The organism is Stenotrophomonas sp. YJH_SMC_82, assembly GCF_059368875.1.
Genome location: NZ_JCAFSE010000002.1, coordinates 786,557 through 809,152, shown reverse-complemented (window position 1 = coordinate 809,152; position 22,596 = coordinate 786,557). Strand labels below are relative to the sequence as shown.

Here is a 22,596-nt window from a genome sequence, read left to right as displayed (position 1 = left end):
CTGCTGGGGCTGGACTGGATCGCGCTGTCTACCGGCGACTAACGCCGCGCAGGGTGCCCTGTTCATCGAACTGCAGGCGCACTGATTCGCGATCACCGGCCACTTCGTCCGGCAGCCATGCCAGTTTGCCAGCTTTGCGCACGATCACGTAGACATGGCCGACTTCGGATGCAGGGTTCTGCAGCGCATTGCGCTGTTCCTGCAGTGCTTTGGCCACGCGTGGCACGGCATCGAAATCGATGTTGGCCAGAGGCGTGCTGCTGCGCTGCAGGCTGATGGTAGGGGCGAACTGTTGTGGGTTCACTGGATTGCCCTTGCGCCATTGACCACGCTCGAAGTGGTAGCTGTCGACGCGGGTCGGCTGCTGCGGATCGACCAGGTCCAGGTTGATGCGGCCGTCGTCGTAGAAGTGGATGCTGTGGAACACCGCCAGCCGGTGCCCGGCCAGCGCAGGCATCTGTTCCAGTGCCTGGCGGGCGGCCAGCAGGTAGTCCGCATCGAACAACCGGTTGTTGCGTTCGGGCACCGGCGGCAACCGCGGCTCGGTCATCGGCGCGAGCGAAGCGGGCCTCTCGCGCGCTGGCGGCATGGCGATCGGCGCGCTTGCGCTGTCGGCCTGCACCGAATGGCCCAGTGTTTCGCCCAGCGTCTGCAGGGCTCCGCCTGCCACGGCGACGCCGGCCAGCACCAGCAACACCACGGAGAACACCAGCCGGGTCGAGGGCGGCTGCTTCATACACCCTCCAGGCGAACGTTGCGGCGATCTTCCGGGTCGTACAACAGCGTGACCCGCTCGCGCGGAAGATTGGCCAGCTCGATCAACGGGATGAAGCGGCGCACGCTCACCTGCTGCACGCCACCTTCGCGGTCGATGTATTCCAGCTGGAACTCCACCTGCGGCTGCTCGTTGAGATAGGTGCCGGTCTGGCGCAGCTTCAGCACCTTCGCATCCACGCCGATGCCGCGATACTTCAGCGCGTCACCGCGGGCGTCGGCCTGCAGCAGCCGGCCGAGCAGGCGCAGGCCCAGCGCGTAGCCGCACAACACCAGCGGGCACACCAGCAGCGGATGACCGAGCGACAGGAAGGTCCAGCCCAGCCCCTCACTCTGCAGCCGATAGGCGGCCACATAGGCACTGGCCACCGCCACGATGCCGATCGCTGCGCCGACACCACGACGCCAGAGGCTGGCGACATCCAGTTCGGGCTGCGCCCCCTCCAGCACCACGTTGGGGAACGCGCCCGGCATCCGGCTCAGGCGTACCTCGATACGCTTGCCGGCCACGAAACGCTGCAGCTGCGGCTTGCTGTCCACCACCAGCATCTGTTCGTTGATGGGCGTGCCGGACAGGTTCTGGAAGCCCAGTTGCAGCTTCCACTGCGCGAAGCCGCGCACGTGCACGCCGGTCGGCTCGGCCTGTTCGATCAACGCGTCGCGCGGCTCACCGCCGGCCAGGATGGTGCGCACCCGATGCAGCGCGCGCGGCGGGCCCAGCAGCAGGTAGTGCAGGAAGGCGAGCAGCAGGGCCAGCCACAGGATCACCGACAGCGCGAGCAGCAGCAGGGCCAGCCATGGCGCGCTGCGGTCGGCCAGTTGCACCGGCCACGACGTGCCGACATAGAGGATGCAGGGGAAGGGCAACGCGAAGAACAGCAGGAACGCGCCCCAGAACCAGAGATAGGCCTTCATGGGGTGGTGGGGAACCGATGGAACAGGGCGCGTAGGGTACTACGCTCAGCGGATCTGCAGGGTCAGCAGGAAGTAGCGGCCGAGCGGATCGTCGAGCCCCGGCATCTGGCCACCGTTGCCAACCAGATAGTTCACCGGTTGCGTGTCGAGCACGTTGTGCACGTCCAGCGCGGCGACCACGCGCGGCCCCAGGCGTCGTGCGAGATGCAGGTTCCAGCGCAGCTGCCGGGGGTTCATGCAGTGGTTCTGCTCGCGCTGTTCCTCCGGGCATGCCGCACCGGGCAGCCAGGCGCGCGTGCGCCCCACCTGGTTGCCGCGCAGGGCGATGTCCCAGTTGCTGTTCTGCCACTGCACGTTCAGCACGGCGGCCATCGTCGGCGTGACATGGCCGCGCAGGTCCACCGTTGCATCATGGCCACGTTCGCGGCGCAGTTCCTGCTGCTTCAGCGCATCGAGCGAGAACAGCCACTGGCCGGTGCTGCCGGTATCGATGTGGTACTCCCCGCGCAGTACAAAGTTGCGCGAGGTGGTGCGGCCGATGTTGTCGAAGGACAGGCGCAGGTTGCTCAGGTGGCCGTCCTCGTCCAGCTCCCAGGTGCCGGGGTTCCACACCGCGTCGGCCGGTTGCAGGGCCAGGATCTCGTTGCGCAGTTCGACGATGTTGTGGGTGAGTGACAGCGAGAACGTATCGGTCGGCGTCCAGGTCGCGGCCAGGGAATGGCTGCGCGACCGCTCGGCCTTCAACGCATCGTTCTCCACCACGTCCACGGTGACGCTGCAGCGCCCGTTGCCGCTGCTCTGCGCGCAGTCGGGCAGGGCGCTGGAGGCCGGCAGCTCGATCGCACCGAAATAGCCCGGGGGGCGCCGCTGCTCGAACAGGCTGGGCGCACGGTAGCCGCGCCCGCTGGCAAGCAGGAAGGACCACCGGGGCGTGGGGCTCCAGCGCAGGCCAACACGGGGTGAAAAGGCCTGGTAGTCGCCATCGCGGTCCCAGCGTGCGGCCAGGTCCATGCGCAGCGTGTGCGCCAGGGGCAGGCCGAGTTCGGCGTAGGCGCCGCCACTGCGGCGCGCCAGGTGGCGCTGCTCCTGCGGCAGGCCCAGCGCCAGGTCACCCTGGCTCAGCAGGGCGTCGGGATGCGAGGTCCAGCGCTCCTGGCGCAGGTCGATGCCGGTGGCCAGCTGTGCAGCACCGCCGGCCAATGGCATCAGCTCCCGCTGCATGCCCCACCAGCCCTGCCACTGCTCGGTGCGCCCGCGGTTGCGGATCGACGGGAACAACTGCTCGGCCGCGCCCGCCGGCAACGAGGTGAAGCCGGGCAGGAAATCCAGTGTCTCGGCGACCCGCAGCAGGGGCTCGGCGCGCACGGTGCCCGACGTGGACAGGCTGACATCGCTGCGTTGTGCGCTGATGCCGGCATCCCAGCTGCGCCGGCCCTGGTCGCGGCCAATGCCGAAGGTGACGTCGGCGTCGGTGGCACGTACATGCGGACGCACGTTGCCGGCTTCGCGCAGCACGCTGTTGAAGGTGAACCCGTACAGGCCGATGGCAACGGCGGTTGGACCAAGGTCGAAGCGTTGCCGGTTGTGGCTGGCCCGCGCCTCGGCGTAGGCATAGCGACCTTCGCCGCGCTCATGCCGGTAGCGCAGGTAGGCCGAGGCGGTATCCGAGGCCGGTTGCAGCGAGCGTGGTCGGGCGCTGTCGAACCAGCAGGCACCATCGCGCCGCGTCAATGGGCCTTCGCAGCGTTCTGCCGGCCAGTAGCGTCCATCGCGGAACGCGCCGATCAGGTACTGCGAGGTTTCCGCATGCCATTGGCGGCGATCACCGGCCACGTGGTCGATGCGGTGCAGGTCGATGCCGGCGAACCAGCGGTCCCCTCCGTCGCGCACGCCGCCGGTGGCCGCCTGCACGCGATACTGGCCAGCGTCGCCGCGCCCGCTCAGGCCGGTCTGCAGCATGGCTTCCGGGCCGTCAGCCTGGTCGCGCAGGATGATGTTGACCACGCCGGACATCGCGTCGGCACCATAGATGGCCGAGGCGCCGCCACGTACCAGCTCGATGCGTTCGACGAAGCTGAGCGGAATTCCCCCAAGATCGGTGAGCCCACCCTGTTCCAGCGACACCATGGGATAGCGTGGCAGGCGCCGGCCATTGACCAGGAACAGGGTCGCACGCGGGCCCATGCCGTCCAGGCTGGTGGTGGTGGCCGCACCCACCGGCAGGTACTGCGAATCGCCACTGCGCGAGGTGCTCATCGCCGGGTGGCCGTTCATGCCCGGCAAGTGCCGCAGCAGGTCGAACAGGCTGCCGTAGCCGCTGCGCAGGATGTCATCGCGGTCGATGATGGTGACCGGCAGCGTGGTCTGCACGGAGGTGCGCGGCAGCCGGCTGCCGGTGACATGGATCGGCGCCAGTTCCACCTGCGGCGGCGCGTCGGCGGATTTGTGTGGCGAAGGTGCTGCGGGCGTGGCGCGTGCCGCGACCGAAGGTCGCGATGGGAGCGCGGGGTGGGTACGGCGTACGACGAATCCGCCAGCGGGCGTACGCAGGATGTTCACCGGCATGCCCGCGACCAGTTCCTTCAGGGCCGCGGCCGCATCGCGGTGGCCATGAGTGCCGGCCGTGCGCAGGCCATCCAGCTCACGCGCATCGAACAGCAGGGCAATGCCGCTCTGTCGCGCCCATTGCTGCAGGGCCGGCGCCAGCGGGCCTGAGCCAACATCGACCTCCAGGGTGCCCGCTTGCTCGGCCGCAGCGGCAGACGGCAGCGCGGGGATGCCCAACGCGAGGCAGAACAGGGTGCGGAGCAGCAGCCCCCCCTGCAGCGCGCCCGGTACTGCCATCACCGCAGGCCTCCTCAGTACGTGCGGCGCAGTTCCAGCGCGCCATCCGGTCGCGTCTGGCCAGCCACCGACCAGCCCAGTTCCAGTGCCGACAGCAGTTCCTGCGCGTCGCCGGCACGGAAGGTACCGCTTACCGCCAGGCTGGCGATCTCCGGATCGGCGATCACCAGCGGCGTGTGGCCGTAGCGGTTCATGCGTTCGACCACGATCGACAGCGGTGTGGCATCGAACACCAGCTGTCCCTGCAGCCAGCCTTCAGCAGCGGCATTGGACGACAGTGCCGGACCGGGCTGGATGCGGCCCGACGGCAGTACCTGCAGTTGCTGGCCGGGCGCCAGGGTGTGCTGGGTGCCCCCGCTGCTGACTTCCACCGCACCTTCCAGCAGTGCGACTTCGACCAGGCCATCATGCAGGCGTTCCACCTGGAAGGTGGTGCCGATGTCGCGGATGGTGCTGTCGCCGGCGCGTAGCTGCAGGGCCTTGCCCGACGGTGCGACCTGCAGCTGCAGGCGGCCACGTTCCAGCACCAGGTTGCGATGGCGCCAACCGAAACGGGCGTGCAGGGTGGTGCCCGCATCCAGCGTGGCCACGCTGCCATCGGCAAGCGTCTGCAGCCGGGGCTGGTGGGAATCGTTGGCGTAGCGCAGCGGCGTGGGGTTGCCGTCGACGGCAATCATCCAGCCGATCCCGATGGCCAGGCAGACGCCTGCGGCAGCGGCCACTGCCGGCAGCCAGCGACGCGGCGCCGGCCGTGCCGCACGTGCCGCGGCGGTGCGCAGCCACGGGTCGGCGGCCAGTTCCTCGCCCTGCTGGAACAGGGTCTCGGCCTGGATCCAGGCAGTGACATGGGCCGGGTCCTCGGCCAACCAGTCCTCGAACGTCTCGCGCTCGCCCGGCGTACAGTCCGGAGCCTCCAGCCGCGCCACCCAGGCGCTGGCGCGTTCGAACAGCTGCGTATCTTCCCTGGGCCTGGCGTGACTCATCCGTTGTCCCTGTCGTTGTGCAGCGGATCCGTTCCGAGTTCCTGGCGCAGGCCCTGCAGTGCGCGGGCGATGTGTTTTTCCACGGTCTTGGCAGTAATTCCACAGTGCCGCGCGATCTGCGTATAGCTCATGCCGGTGATCCGGTTGAGCAGGTACACCTCGCGCGCGCGCTCGGGCAGCTTGAACAGGGCCTGCCGCAGCAGGGACAGCATCTGCCCGGACTCGGCCTGGCGCAATGGATCGGGCGACGTGCTGGAAGGCTCGTTGCCGCCATCATGTTCGGCGAGGGAAAGATGCGGCCGCGACTGCGACGAACGGCCGCGGTCTGCCAGGCGGTTGCGGGCGATACGATACAGCAGCAGCCGCAGCTCGTCGGCACTGTGCGCGCGATAGCGGATCAACCGCTCCATGCAGTCCTGCGCGATGTCCTCCGCATCCTCCGGCCCGACACCGCGCGTGCGCAGGAACGCACACAACGGCGCGCGTTCCTCCCGCACGAACGCAATGAACGCGTCCGCCGGCGCGGACAGGTCCGGCGCGCGATGGATCAGAGGAGAGGGGGCGGACAGGGCTGGCCTCGGACGTCGGTGGCGGGTACGTCTTCGAGTTTTACGCGACGATGACCGGATGGGGAAGAGTGTGCGTGGCCCACGAATCCATTGTGAATGCGTTCATGTTTCGAGGGGCGCTGCACTGGGGGAGGGCGCACCGTCCGGACGTTGAACTTTCGACCCGTGCGTTGCGGGTGGAGAGAGAGAACACATGAAGCATTCGAAGTTGAGCCTGGCCCTGGCAGCGTTGCTGGGCATCACCGCCATGGCGGCGGTTGATGACGTCATGGCAATGAATTATCACGTGCAGGACGATCGCGTCTTCCTCAGCGGCGGCGTAACCGTTGCCGATGTGGTGGCGCTGCCCGCGCTGCTGGCCAAGGCGCAGGCCGAAGGACGCCCGATCCGCGAAGTCGTGCTGCGCACGTCCAACGGTGGCGCGCTGATCGCCGGCGAGTGGCTGCAGGCGGTGATCCGCACCCAGGGCCTGGACACGATCGTGTCCGGCCACTGCATTTCGTCCTGCTCGATCATGCAGTCCGGCGGCGTCAACCGTTATCTCGGCGGCGACCTGCCGCTGGTCGATTCGGTGCAGATCCATGCCGCCAGCAGTGGTGGCAGGATCACCTACGCACCGTCGCCGCGCATGACCCAGATCTACACCGGCAACTATGGCGGCGGCATGGATGCCGGCCTGCTGCACAAGGCCATGTATGAGGTGGTGCGGCCCAATGGCCTGCTGGTGTTCCGCGACCCGGCGCGCACCACGGGTACATCGGTCACCTTCGATCCGGATGGCAGCGGCAGCAAGCTGGAGTCGTTCCCGGGCCAGGACATCCGCGGCAACAACATCATCAACACGGCAGGCTATCGCGATCCGGGCGACACCCTGCATGTGACCAGCAACGTCAGCGGCGACATCAATCCGGGCTACCTGCGCACCGCGCGCCAGTTGCAGGCCTTCGTCGACGACGATTTCGCGCGCTGGAACACCGACTGGGCCAGCACCTACATCAACTACGCGGTGAGCCTGTACAACGTCTCCACGCGGGGGCCGAACGGCATCGGCACGCAGTCGCTGCAGCAGCTGCTTGCCGACCCCGACCTCCAGGATGAGCTGCGCGGCCAGTTGCGGCTGGCCGATCTGGATGCCTCCACCCTGGCAAGTTCGGCGGGCGTGATCCGTGTCAGCAATGGCGCCACCTGGCGCACCGCCGAAACCACCGGCGCCGATTTCATGCTGGTCGACAACGGCACCATCGCGCTGGAGGGCGGCGCGCTGCGCACCCCCGAGCTGCGGGTGATGCCGGGCAGCATCGTGGTTGGCCACGGTGATATCGCATCGGTCGGCACCGACAGCGATGCCTTGCTGGATGGCACCGGCCCGTCCTGGCGCGAAGACGGCTTCAACCGCCTGCGCGTGTTCGGCACGCTGATGCCGCGTGGCGGTGATCTGGTGACCCACGGCTACGTCAACATCATGCCCGGCGGGCAGGTGCTGTTCGATGTTACCGAGGCCGGTGGCACCGGCAGTGGCCGCCTGCGTGTCGGCAGCTTCTACGATGGCGGTGCCGAAGAGGGGGCGCTGGTGATCGCGCAGGGCGCACACCTGGCGTTGAACGTCGCCCAGGGCTTCTATGCCGGCACCTACCGCCGCGATCTGGTGGAAGGGCCGATCTACCAAGGCGGTTTCCAGGATGCCGTGCGACTGGGCGACACCGGCTACAGCGCCAGCATCACCGCGGGCGAAGTATTCCGCCCGCGCCACAATTCGCTGCTCAGCTTCAACGTCAACCAGACGACCGACGGGCTGTGGCTGACCGCCAACCCGGGCTTCGATCAGCTGGGCCTGTTTGCCAACGGCACCTCCGGCGATGGACTGGGGCGCGCGCTGGCAGCCGCATCGGATCGCCAGGACAGCGGCCTGAAGTCGCTGCTCGGCGCGCTGCAGTTCACCGACCGCGATGTGATCGCACAGCAGGCCGGCGCCCTGCGCGGTGATGCACATGCCAGCCTGCGCCTGGCCGACAATGCACTGCTGGGCAGCATCGGCAACGTGGTGCAGCAGCACCAGGCAGCGATGCGCAGTGGCGGCGATGCCGATGGCCTGGCCTCGCAGGCGGCGCAGTCGGTGTCGGCGCAGCCGGGCATGCGCCATGGCAGCCTGTTCAACCAGCTGGCCATGCATCTGGTCGAGCCGGCCGGCGGGGCTGCTGGCGACAGCCGCGCGGCGGGTGGCAGCCGTGGCCTGTGGGCGCGCGGTTTCGCCAGCCATGGCCGCATCGACGCCGACGGTGGCGTGGCCGGCCTGAGCCATAACATCGGCGGCATCGTGGTCGGTGCCGACACGCACGTGGCCGATGACCGCGTCACCCTCGGCGTCAGCGTGGCCGCCGCGGACATGTCGACCAAGGCCAGCGATGGCTCCGGTTTCAGTGGCGACGTGCGCGCGCTGGATGTGGGCGGCTACCTGGATGCGACCTATTCGCGTGGCTACCTGTCGGCGGCCGTGCGCTACACCGACCTGCGCCACGATACCCGCCGCAGCCTTTCGGCCATCGATGGCCTGCAACAGCCGCTGCGTGCCCGATACAGCAACGACGCGATCTCGGCGCGGGTGGAGCATGCGTTCTCCTTCACCACCGGCAAGGGACTGGTGATCCAGCCGCTGCTGCCGGTGGTGGATTACGCGCGGACCTCGGCCACCCGCTTCAACGAAGGGCAGGGCGCTGGTGCGCTGGCAGGACGCAGCGGCAGCCTGGAGAGCATCCGCGTGGGTGCCGGCCTGCAGCTGTTCAAGACCTTCGAGGGCAACAACGGCGAGCGCATCACCCCGCGTGCCCGCGTGGTCTGGCAGAAGGAGCTGGGCGACTCGCAGGCGCGCTATAGCACCGGTTTTGCTGCGGCCCCGGACCTGGTGTTTGGTGCCAGCAGCCAGGCCGTGGGCGAGCAGGTACTGGCCTGGAACGTGGGCGTGACCAGTCGCGCCAGCGAGCGCCTGTCGATCATGGCCGACTACGTGGGTGAGCGCCGCGACGGGCAGATCCGGAACGGCGTGATGCTGGGCCTGGGCTACCGGTTCTAAGCGGTACCCGGCCCCGGCGATATGCGTATCGCCGGGGCCATCCCATCAGGGCAGGTGCTGCGGTATGGTCGGCAGGGAAATCCAGCCAGGCCCCGTCATGCAGATCGCCGTCTTCAGTGCCCGCCCCTACGATCGTCGTTTCCTCGACGAGGCCAACCAGCGCGATGCGGCCGGGCAGGGCTTTGCATTCGTGTATTTCGATGCCGCGCTGGACGTGCATACCGCTGCGTTGGCACAGGACTGCGCCGCCGTCTGCGTGTTCGTCAATGACCGCCTCGACGCGCCGGTACTGCACGCGCTGCATGCGCTGGGCGTACGCGCCGTACTGCTGCGCTGTGCCGGCTTCAACAATGTGGACCTGGCCGCCGCGAAAGCGCTGGACCTGTTCGTCGCACGGGTGCCGGCCTATTCCCCCGAAGCCGTGGCCGAGCACGCGCTGGCGCTGGTGATGACGCTCAACCGGCAGACCCATCGCGCCTACAACCGCGTGCGCGAGGGCAACTTCATGCTCGATGGCCTGCTCGGGCGCACCCTGCATGGGCGCACGGTCGGCATCGTCGGCACCGGCAAGATCGGCCTGGCCACCGCGCGCATCTTCCATGGCATGGGCTGCACCGTGCTGGGGCACGACCCGTATCCATCGCCGGCCTTCGCCGGCGTGGGCGACAGGGTTGGTCTGGATGAACTGCTGGCGCGGGCCGACATCGTATCGCTGCATTGCCCGCTGACGCCCGATACCCAGCACCTGATCAACGACGCCTCGCTGGCGCGGATGAAGACCGGCGCGATGCTGGTCAACACCTCGCGCGGCGCGCTGGTGGATACCCATGCGGTGATCCGCGCGCTGAAATCGCGGCGGCTGGGTCATCTGGCCATCGACGTCTACGAGCAGGAAAGCGCGCTGTTCTTCCAGGACCTTTCCGGCGAGATCATCGACGACGAGGCCTTCCAACGCCTGATGACCTTCCCCAACGTGCTGGTGACCGGCCACCAGGGCTTCTTCACCATGGAGGCGCTGCAGGAGATCTCGGCGATCACGTTGGGGAACCTGCGCGATTTCGCCGCGGGGCGCGCCTGCGTCAATGCGGTGGGTACTGGCTGATAATGCGGCCAGGTAGGCCACCGACGATGCCTGCAGAGGGAGTAATACATCCATGACCCAGACGACGTTCAGGGCCATCATGAAGTGGATCAATCTGGCGGTCGCGCTGCTGATCATCCTGCTGGCGACGCGTTACCTGTGGAGCCGGGCCACCAGCGGACAGCTGGGCGGCATGCACGACGTCGCCCTGGTCGGGCTTTCGTTGTTCTGCGTGTTTTTCGGGGTGCTGACCGTGCAGTCGATCCGCCGCGCCAGGGGCAGGCAGGGGGAGCGCCAGCAGGCTGACCTCGATTGACCTGCTGATCGCCACCCCCTACAATTCCCTGCTAGGCCGGAATAGCTCAGTTGGTAGAGCGGCGCATTCGTAATGCGTAGGTCGCAGGTTCGACTCCTGTTTCCGGCACCAGTTGTAGAAAAGCCCCGGCCTTTGGTCGGGGCTTTTTGTTTGGGCTGTGCTGGCGCCGGCCCAGGGCCCGCGCCAGCGTCCGATGGAACCGCGGGCATGTACCTGCTTGGTCGGGGTTAACATTGCCAAGGTGTATTGCTTGCGGCGCTGGACCGGGCAACACAGTTTCAATAAACGGCGGATCTCATGAAGAAGATCGTGCTGAGTCTGATTGCGTGCGTCGTTCTTGCCGGCTGTGCAACCCGCCAGATCAGCTCCGAACAGGCGCAACCGGTGCCCGCCGAGCGGGTTTTCGCCTTCAATGGGATCGGTGACACTGCTTCCGGACAGGTAATTGTTACGCGCGACGTTGGCGCGGTTGGTGGGGCGTGCCCGATTGCACTGTATATCGACGGCACCCTGGCAGCCCATCTGCAGCGGGGAGAGTCTGTCTCGCTGCCTGTTCCCGCCGGGAATCGCATTGTCAGCGCAAGTTTCGCAGGCAAAGGTCTCTGTTCGTGGGGGGATGAATCGGCGCATAGGCGAGAGATTTCCCAAATGGTCACGGCGGGTGGCAGAACCAAGATCCGTCTCGCGTTGGCCCATGATGGCGTGATTCAGATCGGTCCGACCGCGTTCTAGGCGCGCTCCACGTAAGGCGAGCAGGTCCATCAACAGAACGCCCCGGCCCTCGCGGGGGCTTTCTGTTTCTGCCCAAGGAACAGGGTTGGTCGGCAACGTCACCGATCGAAACGCGCCTTCATTTGCGTCCAGCGACCACCGCATCCTGTGCCAGCCACCACGCCAGCTGCCGGAGATAGCCACCCGCTGCTCCCGCCGATGCACCGATCAGCAGGCGTGCGAGCACTCTGATTCCGCGCCCGGCCCGCTCCCGCACCCAAGGCAGGACCGCCACCACCTGCGCACCCAGCAGCAGCATCAGCACGTCCAGCCCCAGCGCATCCACCACCGGCAACAACGGCAGCAGATCCGGATTGCAGGCCAGCACGATCACCAGCGCGGCACCCAGCACGGCCATCAGGCGGCGCCCGGCGGGCAGGGTGGTCCAGTGCAGCAGTCGGTTGATCAGGTGCATGGCATTCCTTGTGTCATGTGCCGGAATCCTCATCAGGCCCGATCGGCCGCACCGGCTGCCGCAGCACGGTTTTCAACCGTGCCGCGTCGGTCCTGCGCGGGTCGCTCAGGTAGATCTCATGATGGGGGCCGGCGAAGGTGTAACCCAGTGCGGGCATCACTTCGTCATGCAGATGCGCCAGGACGGGGCCTTCGTCGTCGTAGGCGCCCACGTGCAAGGTCTGCAGGCTGGGGCCCTCGGCAAGGATTTCATGGCGGAGGCTGGGCGGCGCATCCCCCAGTTTCGCGCGCGCCTTGCTGATCGCCGCTTGCCACTGCGCAGGCCGGATATCCTCAGGCGTGCGGATCATCACGGTCCAGGCCCACTTATCCTTGCGTCGCGCGATGAAGCTGGCCGGGTCCTCGGCGCGCCACAGCGCCTCCAGCGGTGGCACCACGTAGTCGCGCCCTTCGGCCTTCAGCGCGAACTTCAATGCATAGCTCACCGAATACAGCCACTGCACGGCCTGCAGGTAGGCGGGGGCCGTGTTCGGGTCGCCGTGACCATCGACCATCACGTAGGGCAGGGGCGGCACATCGACCGGTACGAACCTGCCGGCGGGCGGTTGATAGAGCGCCCGGTCGCGCTTCTTGAAGTCGATCTTGTCCATCGGGGGCTTCCTCCTGTGCAGAGCATCCCACGCCAGGCACCCGCCAGTACGCTGAACCGGTTCAGGTGACTTTGCCGAACGAGGGCGAATGGCCCCACGAGCGCGCGGGGCCGGCACGCAGTCCTGGGTCATGGGCCCGTCACACCTGCGCGGTGCGACAACGTGTCGCAGCCAGAATCGGGCCTTTCCTGCGCTCGATCAATGTCAATGCCTTTCTTAAATGGTGGGTGACGGCCTAAAATTGAAAGGCTGACTCGACCCCACCTCCCTGCCTGTCTTCCGGACCGGTGGGACCGGCTTTTGGCCGGAACAGGCAGGGACGGGGAACGGCATTCCCTCGCAATTGGATCGACCGATGATTCCGTTGAAAACCCTTGGGCGCTGGTTGCGCCCGGGCCTGCTGCTGTCGTTGCTGGTGATGCTCACCGGTTGCGATGCGGTGGCCATCCTCAGTCCGAAGGGCCAGATCGGCCAGGATGAGAAGACCCTGCTGATCACGGCCACCGTGCTCATGCTGCTGGTCGTCATCCCGGTCATCATCATGACCCTGACGTTCGCGTGGAAGTATCGCGCCTCCAACACCAAGGCCCGTTACGAGCCGAAGTGGTCCCACTCGACGGCGATCGAGGTGGTGGTGTGGTCCATTCCCTGCATGATCGTGCTGGTGCTGGCGGTCCTGACCTGGCGTTCGTCGCACGCACTGGACCCGTATCGTCCGCTGGATTCGGACGTCAAGCCGGTCACCATCGAGGCGATCTCGCTGGACTGGAAGTGGCTGTTCATCTATCCGGAAGAGAAGGTGGCGGTCGTCAACGAAATCAAGTTCCCGGTCAACACGCCGCTGAACTTCAAGATCACGTCCGATTCGGTGATGAATGCATTCTTCATCCCGCACCTGGGCAGCATGATCTACTCGATGGCTGCGATGGAGACCAAGCTCCACCTGATCGCCAACGAGACCGGCGAATTCCCGGGCATGTCCTCGCACTACAGCGGCGCGGGCTTCGCCAAGATGCACTTCACCGCCTACTCGGTCACCGATGCCGAATACCGCCAGTGGCTGGACCAGGTCCGCGCCGGTGAGCAGACCCTGGACAAGGCCTCGTTCAAGGCGCTGGGTGAAGCACGCAACGCCGAGTGGTATCCGGTCACCTACTTCGGCAAGACCGAAGAAGGCCTGTTCGACTGGGTCATCGCCAAGCACATGGGCGACAACAAGCATTACGGCATGAAGCACTCGCATGCCGGTGCCGCCGCTGCCGATGCCGCCACCCATGAAGCGCACGAGGGCCATGCCCCCAGTGATGCGCATGATTCCAAGGAATCGGGTGAAAACCTGGATGCCAACGAACACGAACACGCAGGCCATGCCGGCCACGCGGGTTCGGGAGAATGAACATGTTGGGAAAACTCTCTCTTGAGTCGATCCCCCACGATCCGATCGTCCTGACGACGTTGATCGGCGCGGTTCTTGGTGGCCTGGGCGTCGTCGCCCTGATCACCAAGTTCAAGCTGTGGGGCTATCTGTGGAAGGAGTGGTTCACCTCGGTGGATCACAAGAAGATCGGCGTGATGTACCTCATCGTCGCCTTCGTCATGCTGCTGCGCGGTTTCTCCGACGCCATCATGATGCGTACCCAGCAGGCCATCGCCGTCGGTGGCTCCGAGGGCTACCTGCCGCCGCACCACTACGACCAGATCTTCACCGCCCACGGCGTGATCATGATCTTCTTCGTGGCGATGCCGCTGATCACCGGCCTGATGAACCTGGCCGTGCCGCTGCAGATCGGTGCGCGCGACGTCGCGTTCCCGTTCGTCAACTCGCTCAGCTTCTGGCTGTTCGTGTCCGGTGCGGTGCTGATCATGCTGTCGCTGTGGATCGGTGAGTTCGCTGCCACCGGCTGGCTGGCATTCCCGCCACTGTCGGGCATCGAATACAGTCCAAGCGTCGGCATGGACTACTACATCTGGGGTCTACAGGTCGCAGGCCTGGGTACCACGCTGAGCGGTATCAACTTCTTCATCACCATCCTGAAGATGCGTACCCCCAGCATGAAGCTGATGCAGATGCCGGTGTTCACCTGGACCGCCCTGGTGACCAACGTGCTGATCGTCGCTGCCTTCCCGGTGCTGACCATCACCCTGGTGCTGCTGACCCTGGACCGTTACCTGGGTACGCACTTCTTCACCAATGACGGTGGCGGCAACGCCATGCTGTACATCAACCTGATCTGGATCTGGGGTCACCCGGAGGTGTACATCCTGGTCCTGCCGGCGTTCGGTGTGTTCTCCGAAGTCATCGCGACCTTCTCGCGCAAGGCGCTGTTCGGCTACAAGGGCATGGTCTACGCCACCGCCTGCATCGGCGTGCTGTCGTTCATCGTGTGGCTGCACCACTTCTTCACCATGGGCTCCGGTGCCAACGTCAATGCCTTCTTCGGCATCACGACGATGATCATCTCGATCCCGACCGGCGTGAAGATCTTCAACTGGCTGTTCACCATGTTCCGCGGCCGCGTGCACTTCACCACCCCGGTGCTGTGGACCATCGGCTTCATGGTCACCTTCGTCATCGGCGGCATGACCGGCGTGATGCTGGCGATCCCGGCCATCGACTTCGTGCTGCACAACAGCCTGTTCCTGATCGCCCACTTCCACAACGTCATCATCGGCGGCGTGGTGTTCGGCATGTTCGCCGGCATCACCTACTGGTGGCCGAAGATGTTCGGCTTCCGCCTCAATGAGTTCTGGGGCAAGTGCGCGTTCTGGTGCTGGTTCATCGGCTTCTACGTGACCTTCATGCCGATGTACGTGCTGGGCTTCATGGGCATGACCCGTCGCCTGCAGAGCACGGTCAACCCGGCCTATGAGCCGCTGCTGCTGATCGCCGCCGCAGGTGCCTTCATCGTTGGCGCCGGCATCCTGTGCCAGATCATCCAGGTGGCCGTCTCGATCCGCGACCGCAAGAAGACCGTCGACCTGACCGGCGACCCGTGGGATGCCCGTACGCTGGAGTGGGAAACCTCTTCGCCGCCGGCCTTCTACAACTTCGGCACGCTGCCGGAAGTCACCGAGCTGGACGATTTCTGGGAGCGCAAGCAGCGCGGTGAAGCCTGGCCGAAGCCGGCCAAGTACACCGACATCCACATGCCGCGCAACACCGGCACGGGCGTTGTCATCGGTGCCTTCAGCCTGGTGTTCGGCTTCGCGATGATCTGGCACATCTGGTGGCTGGCCATCGTCGGCTTCGTCGGCATGATCGCCACGTTCATCTACCGCACCTTCGACCAGGACGTGGACTACTGGGTCCCGGCCGCCGAGGTGGAACGCATCGAGAACGAACACCGCAAGCACCTGGAAGCCCAGGGCCTGGTGAAGTCGGAGCTGAAGGCATGAGCACCAATACCTCGACCCTGAGCCACGGGCACGCCGCGCACGCGGCGGCCCATGGCCATGACGACCACGAGCACCACGACACCGGCGGCAACACCGTCTTCGGTTTCTGGGTGTACCTGATGAGCGACTGCCTCATCTTCGCCTCGCTGTTCGCCACCTACGTGGTGCTGGCAGGCGGTACCGATGGTGGCCCGACCGCGAAGGACCTGTTCGAACTGCCGTTCGTGGCGTGGGAAACCGCGCTGCTGCTGACCTCGTCGCTGACCTTCGGCCTGGGCATGATCGCCATGCACCGCAAGCAGGTTGGCCAGATGTTCCTGTGGCTGGCGGTTACCTGGCTGCTGGGCTTTGGCTTCATGTGCATGGAAGTCTATGAGTTCCAGCACCTGATCCATCAGGGCTACGGTCCGGACCGCAGTGCCTTCCTGTCGGCGTTCTTCGCCCTGGTCGGCACCCATGGCCTGCACGTCAGCGCCGGCCTGCTGTGGCTGCTGGTGATGTTCGTGCAGCTGAAGAAGTACGGCCTGACCCCGACCAACAAGACCCGCATGGCGTGCCTGAGCCTGTTCTGGCACTTCCTGGACCTGATCTGGATCGGCGTGTTCTCCGTCGTCTACCTCAATGGAGCGCTGTAATGGCACATGACAACCACGCACACGACCACGGCACCGGCGGCGAAAGCCACGGCAGCGTGAAGTCGTACCTGATCGGCTTCGTGCTGGCGGTGGTGCTGACCGTCATCCCGTTCTGGATGGTGATGTCGGGTGATTTCTCGCGCACCGTCAACGGTGTGGTGATCGCGGTCACCGCGGTGCTGCAGATGCTGGTCCACCTGGTGTTCTTCCTGCATCTGGACCGCTCTTCGGAAAGCCGCTGGAACGTCAACGCTGCGGCCTTCACCGTTGTGGTGATCGGCATCATCGTGATCGGCACCCTGTGGGTCATGCACAACATGAACGTGCACATGATGCACTGACGTCCTCGCGACGTTGCCACGCAGAAAGGCCGCCCTCGGGCGGCCTTTCTGTTTGCTGTGGTTGCGCGTTTCGTGCACCTACCAGGCTGGTAGTGCCGGCCGCTGGCCGGCAATTACGCGAAGCCGGCCAGCGGCCGGCTCTACCAGGAGATCCACGCCATGCGTGGATGGGGTCAGATCCCTTGCCTGCGGCAAGGGATCCGACCCCGGACCTGGCGCCTCACCCCACCCGGCGCAGGAATTCCTCGGCGTCCATCGGTCGGCCCAGGTGGTAACCCTGCAACTGATCACACCCCAGTTCGCTCAGGTACTCGCGCTGCGCCTGCGTCTCCACGCCCTCGGCCACCACCTGCAGCTGCAGGGTGCGGCCCAGCGCGATGATCGACGAGACGATGGCGGCGTCCTCGTCATTGCGCTCCAGGTCGTGCACGAACGCACGGTCGATCTTCAGTTCGGTGGCCGGCATGCGCTTGAGGTACAGCAGGCTGGAATAGCCGGTGCCGAAATCATCGATGGCGATGTGCACGCCCATCGCGGTCAGGTCGTTGAGAATCGCGAGGCTGGCATCGACGTCCTTCATCGCCGTGGTCTCGGTGATCTCCAGGGTCAGCCGCGCCGGTTCGATCCGATGCCGGTGCAGCACCTCGCGCACGCTGTCCAGCAGTGCCGGCGAGGCGAACTGCAGCGGCGAGAGGTTCACCGCCATCGACCATTCCGTATGCCCGGCCTGGTGCCATGCCCGCAGCTGCGCACAGGCGCGGTCCAATACCCAGTCACCGATCGGCAGGATCAGGCCGCTGCGCTCGGCAATGGGGATGAACACGTCCGGCGCCAGCAGTCCCAGCTCCGGGTGCTGCCAGCGCAGCAGCGCTTCGGCCCCGGTGGCCGGTGCGCCGGCGGCAGGGAACTTGGGCTGGTAATGCAGGATCAGTTCGTCGCGGGCGATGGCCTTGCGCAGGTCCTGCAGCAGGCGCAGCTGGCGGTTGGCACTGAGCTGCATCGAGGGGGTGAAGAAGGTGTAGCCGTTCCGCCCGGTTTCCTTGGTGTGGTACATCGCCGCATCGGCGTGGGCCATCAGCTCGCGCTCGTTGCCGGCGTCATCCGGGTACAGGGCAATGCCCAGGCTGGCGCTGACCTGCAGTTCGGCCGCATCCAGCAGGAACGGTTCGCCGGCCGCGGCGATGATGCGCTCGGCCACCACCACCGCATCGTCGGGAATGTCGATGGCCAGCACGATCACGAACTCATCGCCGCCGAGGCGGGCCAACGTATCCTGCGGTCGCAGCTGGCCGCCGATGCGCTGTGCCACCGCCACCAGCAGGCGGTCGCCGAGCTGGTGGCCGTACGCATCATTGACCGCCTTGAAGCCGTCCAGGTCGCAGAACATCACCGCCACTGCATGGTTGCGGCGCCGCGCCTTCTCGATCGCCTGCTCGATGCGGTCCTGCAGCAGCATGCGGTTGGGCAGCTGGGTCAACGGGTCGTGCAGCGCGGCCTGGATCAGCTTGTCGTTGGCGTGCGCCAGCGAATCGGCCAGCAGACCGGTGCGCACGCGCATCTGCCGGTCGAACAGCGAGGCGACCAGGGCGATGCCCAGCGTGGCCACGGTGGTGACGATCACCAGCACCGCCAGCCAGCGCGTGTCGATGCCGCCACTGCCGACGGCGCCACAGATGCTGCCTTCGGGGAAGCGCGCCGCCGCCATGCCGGTGTAATGCATGCCGACGATGGCCAGGCCCATCACCAGCGAAGCAAGCGCGCGCAGCAGCAGGGTGTTGCGCCGCTCGGCGCGCAGGCGGAAGGCGATCCACAGTGCGGCGCCGGCGGCACCGATGGCCACCGCGATGGAGGCGGCAAACCAGCCCGGGTGGTAGTCGATGCCCGGCTGCATGCGCATCGCCGCCATGCCCAGGTAGTGCATGGTGGCGATGCCCAGGCCCATCAGCACGGCCCCGGCCAGCAGCCGGCGCCACGGCAGGCTGGGCCGCGACACCAGCCACAGCGCATAGGCCGAGGCGCCGATCGAGACCGCCAGCGAGTACAGGGTGATGCCAAGGTCGTAACCCACCGGAATCGGCAGGTCGAAGGCGAGCATGCCGATGAAGTGCATCGACCAGATGCCCAGGCCCATGGCCGCCGCGCCGCCGGCCAGCCACCAGCGGGCCACGCGACCCTCGGCCGTGGCCAGGCGCCCGGCCATGTCCAGCGCCGTGTACGAAGCAAGAATGGCCACCAGCACGGAGATGATGACCAGGCTCTGACTGTAGCTGCCAGTCATGATGAATCCAGTGGGGGAGGGAGGGGCGCCCGCAAGGCGCACGCCCGCGACCCCTATCGGCGCAGGTGGGCAGGACTTGAGTGGTCGCAGCACCTGCGACCCGGCTCGGCTATCCTGCCACGCCTGTTCCCGTAGCTGGAAATCATCCGATGGCAAAAGCCCGCACCGCCTACGTCTGCAATGAATGCGGCGCCGAATTCAGCAAGTGGCAGGGCCAATGCACCGAGTGCAACGCCTGGAACTCGCTGTCGGAGATCGTGCTGGAAAGCGCGGCGGCGGCCAAGGCGCCGGCTTCGCGCCGGGCCGGCTGGGCCGGCAAGATCGACCCGCCGAAGATCACCGCCCTGAAGGACGTGGAGCAGACCGAGCATCGCCGGGTCTCCACCGGCATCGGCGAGTTCGACCGGGTGCTGGGCGGTGGCCTGGTCGAGGGCGCGGTGGTGCTGGTCGGTGGCGATCCGGGCATCGGCAAGTCGACCCTGCTGCTGCAGGCGGTGGCGAAGATGGCGGCCGAACTGCCGGTGCTGTACGTCACCGGCGAGGAATCGCTGGCGCAGGTCGCCGGCCGCGCGCACCGCCTGGAGCTGCCGCTGGACGGGGTCAACGCACTGGCCGAGACCGGGGTCGAATCGATCCTGCAGCATGCGTCCAAGGCCGGCCCGCGGCTGATCGTGGCCGACTCCGTGCAGACCCTGTGGACCGAGAGCCTGACCGCCGCGCCCGGTTCGGTCAGCCAGGTGCGCGAGAGCGCGGCGCGGCTGGTCCGGTTTGCCAAGGAGACCGGCACGGCCGTGTTCCTGGTCGGCCATGTGACCAAGGAGGGCGGCATCGCCGGCCCGCGCGTGCTCGAGCACATGGTCGATGCAGTGCTGTATTTCGAGGGCGAGAGCGGCAGCCGCTTCCGCCTGCTGCGCGCGTTCAAGAACCGCTTCGGTGCGGTCAACGAACTGGGCGTGTTCGCGATGGGCGACAAGGGCCTGAAGGAGGTCTCCAATCCATCGGCGATCTTCCTGTCCGGCGGCAGCACCCATCAGCCGGGCAGCTGCGTGATGGTCACCCGCGAGGGCACCCGGCCGCTGCTGGTGGAGGTGCAGGCGCTGGTCGATGCGTCGCCGCTGTCGAATCCGCGCCGTGTCGCGGTCGGCCTGGAGCAGAACCGCCTGGCCATGCTGCTGGCGGTACTGCACCGCCACGGTGGCGTGCTGGTCGGCGACCAGGACGTGTTCGTCAACGTGGTCGGTGGCATCCGCGTGCAGGAAACCGCCGCCGACCTGCCGGTGCTGCTGGCCGTATTGTCCTCGCTGCAGGACCGGCCGCTGGCGGAAAAGACGATTGCGTTCGGCGAGGTGGGCCTGTCCGGTGAGATCCGGCCGGTGCCCAATGGCGAAGACCGCCTGCGCGAGGCCGCCACCCATGGCTTCAAGCGCGCCATCGTGCCCAAGGCCAATGCGCCCAAGGGCGGATCGGTGAAAGGCATGGAAGTGATCGCGGTGGAGCGCCTGTCCGAGGCCATCGACGCGGCGTGAGGCACTGGGGGGACTGCTGCGGGGCCTGCCTCCACATACGTCATATACGGCAACGGTCAGGCTGGCTGTGCTAGTTTTTCCCGCTCGACGAAGGCGCCCTCTGGCGCCTTTCCGTGCCCAGGAGTAAACGATTACATGCAGGACACCGCGCTCACCGCCCCCAACGCCGAGATCCGTCGTGCCGGGGTCGATCTCAATGGACTGATGACGGTGCTGGGCAAGCACCTGTATTCCACCCCGGTGGTGGCGCTGCGCGAACTGGTGCAGAACGCGCACGACTCGATCATCCGCCGCCGCATCGAGCAGCCCGGCGTCCAGGTGCCTTCGCGCATTTCGGTGCAGGTCGATGCCGGTGCCGGCGTGCTGCGCATCACCGATACCGGTGCCGGCCTGACCCGCCAGGAGATCCACGACTACCTGGCCACCGTCGGCGTCGGCTATACCCGTGGCCTGCGCCAGGGCGGCGAGGATGATGAAGGCCTGATCGGCATGTTCGGCCTCGGCTTCCTGTCGGCCTTCGTGCTGGCGCGCCGGGTCAGCGTGCGTACCACCTCGTACCAGACGCCGGAGCTGGGCCATCTGTACGTGTCCAGCAATGCCGAGCAGTACACCGTCAGCGAAGTGCCGGCACGTGCGGTCGGCACCGAGGTGGAACTGGAGCTGCATCCGGACTTCCTGCCGCTGGCCAACGAGGCGCGCCTGCATGAGGTGCTGGGCCGCTACTGCGCGCTGCTGTCCGAACCGATCTTCATCGGTGCTGCGACCGAAGCGCTCAACCCCGAGCCGCCGCCGTGGCGGGGGCAGGGTGACGTGGCCGTGCACCCGGTGCAGGCACGCCGCCAGGCACTGCAGTTCGCCGCGCGCTTCGAGCACGATTTCGAGCCGATCGTCACCGTGCCGCTGCGTGCCGACGGCAACAGCGATGCCACCGGCCTGCTGTGGGTGCAGGATGGTGCCACCTATGGCACCAGCGACAACCGCAACCTGTCGGTGTTCGTGCGCGGCATGCTGCTGGATGACGATGCCCGTGACCTGCTGCCGCCGTGGGCTGGCTTCATCGGCGGGGTGATCGAATCCTCGCGGCTGACTCCCACCGCCAGCCGCGAAGACCTGCAGCGCGATGACCAGTACCGCGCTGTGCAACATGCCTTGCTGGAGGCGCTGATCGATGGTCTGGCCGACGTTGCGCGGCAGCAGCCGGAGGCGTGGCGACGCGTATTGAGCCGCCACAACGAGGCGCTGCTGGGCGCGGCACTGTGCGATGACCGCCTGTTCGACCTGCTGATGGAGCATGTGCGCGTGCCGACCTCGCAGGGCGACCTGCCGGCCAGTGCCCTGCCGGCGCGCGGTGCCGTGCATGTCATCCTCGACAATGGCGGTGGCTTCGAAGAGATGCTGTTCCGCGCGATGGGGGTGCCGGTCGCGCATGGCCATCGTTACGCGGTGGTGCCGTTCCTGCGGCGCTGGGCCCAGGCCAAGGGCCTGCGCCTGGTTGAACTCGGCACCGAGCAGGGCAATCGCGCACTGTTCCGCAGCGATGACAGCCTCGACGACGCGCAGCTGGCCTGGCTGCGCGAACAGTTGGGTGATGGCGAGCAGCTGCTGCCGGCGCGTTTCAGCCCGGAAGCACTGCCGGTGGTGGTGGTGCCCGACCGCGAGGCCGAACTGAAGCAGCGCCTGGAAGACGACGAGAACGACAAGCGCGTTTCGATGGCGGCGCTGCGCCTGGCGCGCCAGTTCACCGCACGCATCGAATCGCGCGCACCCTCGCGGCTGTACCTCAACCTCGACAACCCGGCGGTGCAGGCGCTGCTGCGCGCCCAGCGCGAGGGCCACCCGCAGGCCGAAGCGGCGGCACGCCTGCTGCGCTCGCTGAAGATCATCGTCGCTGCGCAGGGCCGTCCCTTGGCCCGGGCAACGACCGTCACGCAGGGCCCGGATCTCAACGGCGCCTTTACCGATATCGCCGGTGCCCTGCAGCAGATGCTGCGCTGAGCACCGCGCCCTCTCATCCAGCCTTCGCTAGACAGGAGTAC

General features: G+C 66.8%; 18 protein-coding genes and 1 tRNA gene. 11 read left to right on the top strand and 8 right to left on the bottom strand.

Annotated features, from left to right (window positions below):
* Positions 1-28: 28 nt before the first annotated feature.
* The 5 genes from AC5P53_RS11425 to AC5P53_RS11405 are packed head-to-tail and all read right to left on the bottom strand — an operon-like array spanning position 29 to position 6,046.
* Entirely contained in the window at positions 29-736 is a 708-nt protein-coding gene (locus AC5P53_RS11425) for a hypothetical protein (protein WP_241886607.1), read from the bottom strand.
* Positions 733-1,689 (bottom strand): hypothetical protein, encoded by a 957-nt coding sequence (locus AC5P53_RS11420; RefSeq protein WP_111206922.1) that lies wholly within the window; start codon positions 1,687-1,689, stop codon positions 733-735. The genes AC5P53_RS11425 and AC5P53_RS11420 overlap by 4 nt, the downstream gene beginning before the upstream one ends.
* A 45-nt stretch (positions 1,690-1,734) precedes the next feature.
* Positions 1,735-4,533 (bottom strand): TonB-dependent receptor domain-containing protein, encoded by a 2,799-nt coding sequence (locus tag AC5P53_RS11415; RefSeq protein ID WP_241887011.1) that lies wholly within the window; start codon positions 4,531-4,533, stop codon positions 1,735-1,737.
* 14 nt (positions 4,534-4,547) lie between these two features.
* Positions 4,548-5,516 carry a FecR family protein gene (locus AC5P53_RS11410; protein ID WP_014646384.1) on the bottom strand — a complete coding sequence of 323 codons (969 nt, stop codon included), beginning with the start codon at positions 5,514-5,516 and terminating at the stop codon, positions 4,548-4,550.
* Positions 5,513-6,046, bottom strand: a complete 534-nt coding sequence (locus AC5P53_RS11405) for an RNA polymerase sigma factor (RefSeq protein WP_075076110.1) — start codon at positions 6,044-6,046, stop codon at positions 5,513-5,515. The genes AC5P53_RS11410 and AC5P53_RS11405 overlap by 4 nt, the downstream gene beginning before the upstream one ends.
* A 232-nt stretch (positions 6,047-6,278) precedes the next feature.
* On the opposite strand from AC5P53_RS11405, the gene AC5P53_RS11400 reads away from it, so the two are divergent.
* The 5 genes from AC5P53_RS11400 to AC5P53_RS11380 all read left to right on the top strand — a co-directional run bounded on the left by AC5P53_RS11400 (position 6,279) and on the right by AC5P53_RS11380 (position 11,281).
* Positions 6,279-9,152, top strand: coding sequence for an autotransporter domain-containing protein (locus tag AC5P53_RS11400; protein ID WP_495227372.1), 2,874 nt, complete (start codon positions 6,279-6,281; stop codon positions 9,150-9,152).
* A gap of 97 nt (positions 9,153-9,249) precedes the next feature.
* Positions 9,250-10,254 (top strand): 2-hydroxyacid dehydrogenase, encoded by a 1,005-nt coding sequence (locus AC5P53_RS11395; protein WP_241886610.1) that lies wholly within the window; start codon positions 9,250-9,252, stop codon positions 10,252-10,254.
* 52 nt (positions 10,255-10,306) lie between these two features.
* Positions 10,307-10,549, top strand: coding sequence for a hypothetical protein (locus AC5P53_RS11390; protein WP_069117429.1), 243 nt, complete (start codon positions 10,307-10,309; stop codon positions 10,547-10,549).
* Positions 10,550-10,584: 35 nt separating this feature from the next.
* A tRNA-Thr gene (locus AC5P53_RS11385) sits at positions 10,585-10,660 on the top strand.
* A gap of 186 nt (positions 10,661-10,846) precedes the next feature.
* A complete protein-coding gene (locus AC5P53_RS11380) occupies positions 10,847-11,281 on the top strand; it encodes a putative periplasmic lipoprotein (protein WP_111205799.1) in 435 nt (144 codons plus the stop codon).
* 118 nt (positions 11,282-11,399) lie between these two features.
* On the opposite strand, the gene AC5P53_RS11375 is transcribed toward AC5P53_RS11380, so the two are convergent.
* Positions 11,400-11,735: a hypothetical protein gene (locus tag AC5P53_RS11375; protein ID WP_111205798.1), complete on the bottom strand. Its 336-nt coding sequence runs from the start codon at positions 11,733-11,735 to the stop codon at positions 11,400-11,402.
* A 13-nt stretch (positions 11,736-11,748) separates the two neighbouring features.
* Positions 11,749-12,384 carry a GyrI-like domain-containing protein gene (locus AC5P53_RS11370; protein ID WP_241886611.1) on the bottom strand — a complete coding sequence of 212 codons (636 nt, stop codon included), beginning with the start codon at positions 12,382-12,384 and terminating at the stop codon, positions 11,749-11,751.
* 355 nt (positions 12,385-12,739) lie between these two features.
* On the opposite strand from AC5P53_RS11370, the gene cyoA reads away from it, so the two are divergent.
* Genes cyoA through cyoD form a run of 4 tightly spaced genes read left to right on the top strand, consistent with a single transcriptional unit; the run spans position 12,740 to position 16,756 of the window.
* Positions 12,740-13,780: a ubiquinol oxidase subunit II gene (gene cyoA / locus AC5P53_RS11365; RefSeq protein ID WP_014646391.1), complete on the top strand. Its 1,041-nt coding sequence runs from the start codon at positions 12,740-12,742 to the stop codon at positions 13,778-13,780.
* Positions 13,781-13,782: 2 nt separating this feature from the next.
* Complete coding sequence (gene cyoB, locus AC5P53_RS11360) at positions 13,783-15,780, top strand: cytochrome o ubiquinol oxidase subunit I (protein ID WP_032956371.1); 1,998 nt, start codon at positions 13,783-13,785, stop codon at positions 15,778-15,780.
* Positions 15,777-16,415 (top strand): cytochrome o ubiquinol oxidase subunit III, encoded by a 639-nt coding sequence (gene cyoC / locus AC5P53_RS11355; protein WP_014646393.1) that lies wholly within the window; start codon positions 15,777-15,779, stop codon positions 16,413-16,415. The genes cyoB and cyoC overlap by 4 nt, the downstream gene beginning before the upstream one ends.
* On the top strand, positions 16,415-16,756 hold the full coding sequence (gene cyoD / locus AC5P53_RS11350; RefSeq protein ID WP_005415725.1) for a cytochrome o ubiquinol oxidase subunit IV: 342 nt from the start codon (positions 16,415-16,417) through the stop codon (positions 16,754-16,756). The genes cyoC and cyoD overlap by 1 nt, the downstream gene beginning before the upstream one ends.
* 220 nt (positions 16,757-16,976) lie before the next feature.
* Here the strand turns inward: cyoD and AC5P53_RS11345 are convergent, their stop codons facing one another.
* The gene (locus AC5P53_RS11345; RefSeq protein ID WP_241886612.1) at positions 16,977-19,034 is read right to left on the bottom strand and encodes a bifunctional diguanylate cyclase/phosphodiesterase; all 2,058 of its coding nucleotides are present in this window, start codon (positions 19,032-19,034) and stop codon (positions 16,977-16,979) included.
* A 149-nt stretch (positions 19,035-19,183) separates the two neighbouring features.
* On the opposite strand from AC5P53_RS11345, the gene radA reads away from it, so the two are divergent.
* The gene (radA, locus tag AC5P53_RS11340; RefSeq protein ID WP_014646395.1) at positions 19,184-20,560 is read left to right on the top strand and encodes a DNA repair protein RadA; all 1,377 of its coding nucleotides are present in this window, start codon (positions 19,184-19,186) and stop codon (positions 20,558-20,560) included.
* A 135-nt stretch (positions 20,561-20,695) separates the two neighbouring features.
* Entirely contained in the window at positions 20,696-22,555 is a 1,860-nt protein-coding gene (locus AC5P53_RS11335) for an ATP-binding protein (RefSeq protein WP_241886613.1), read from the top strand.
* Positions 22,556-22,596 lie beyond the last annotated feature (41 nt).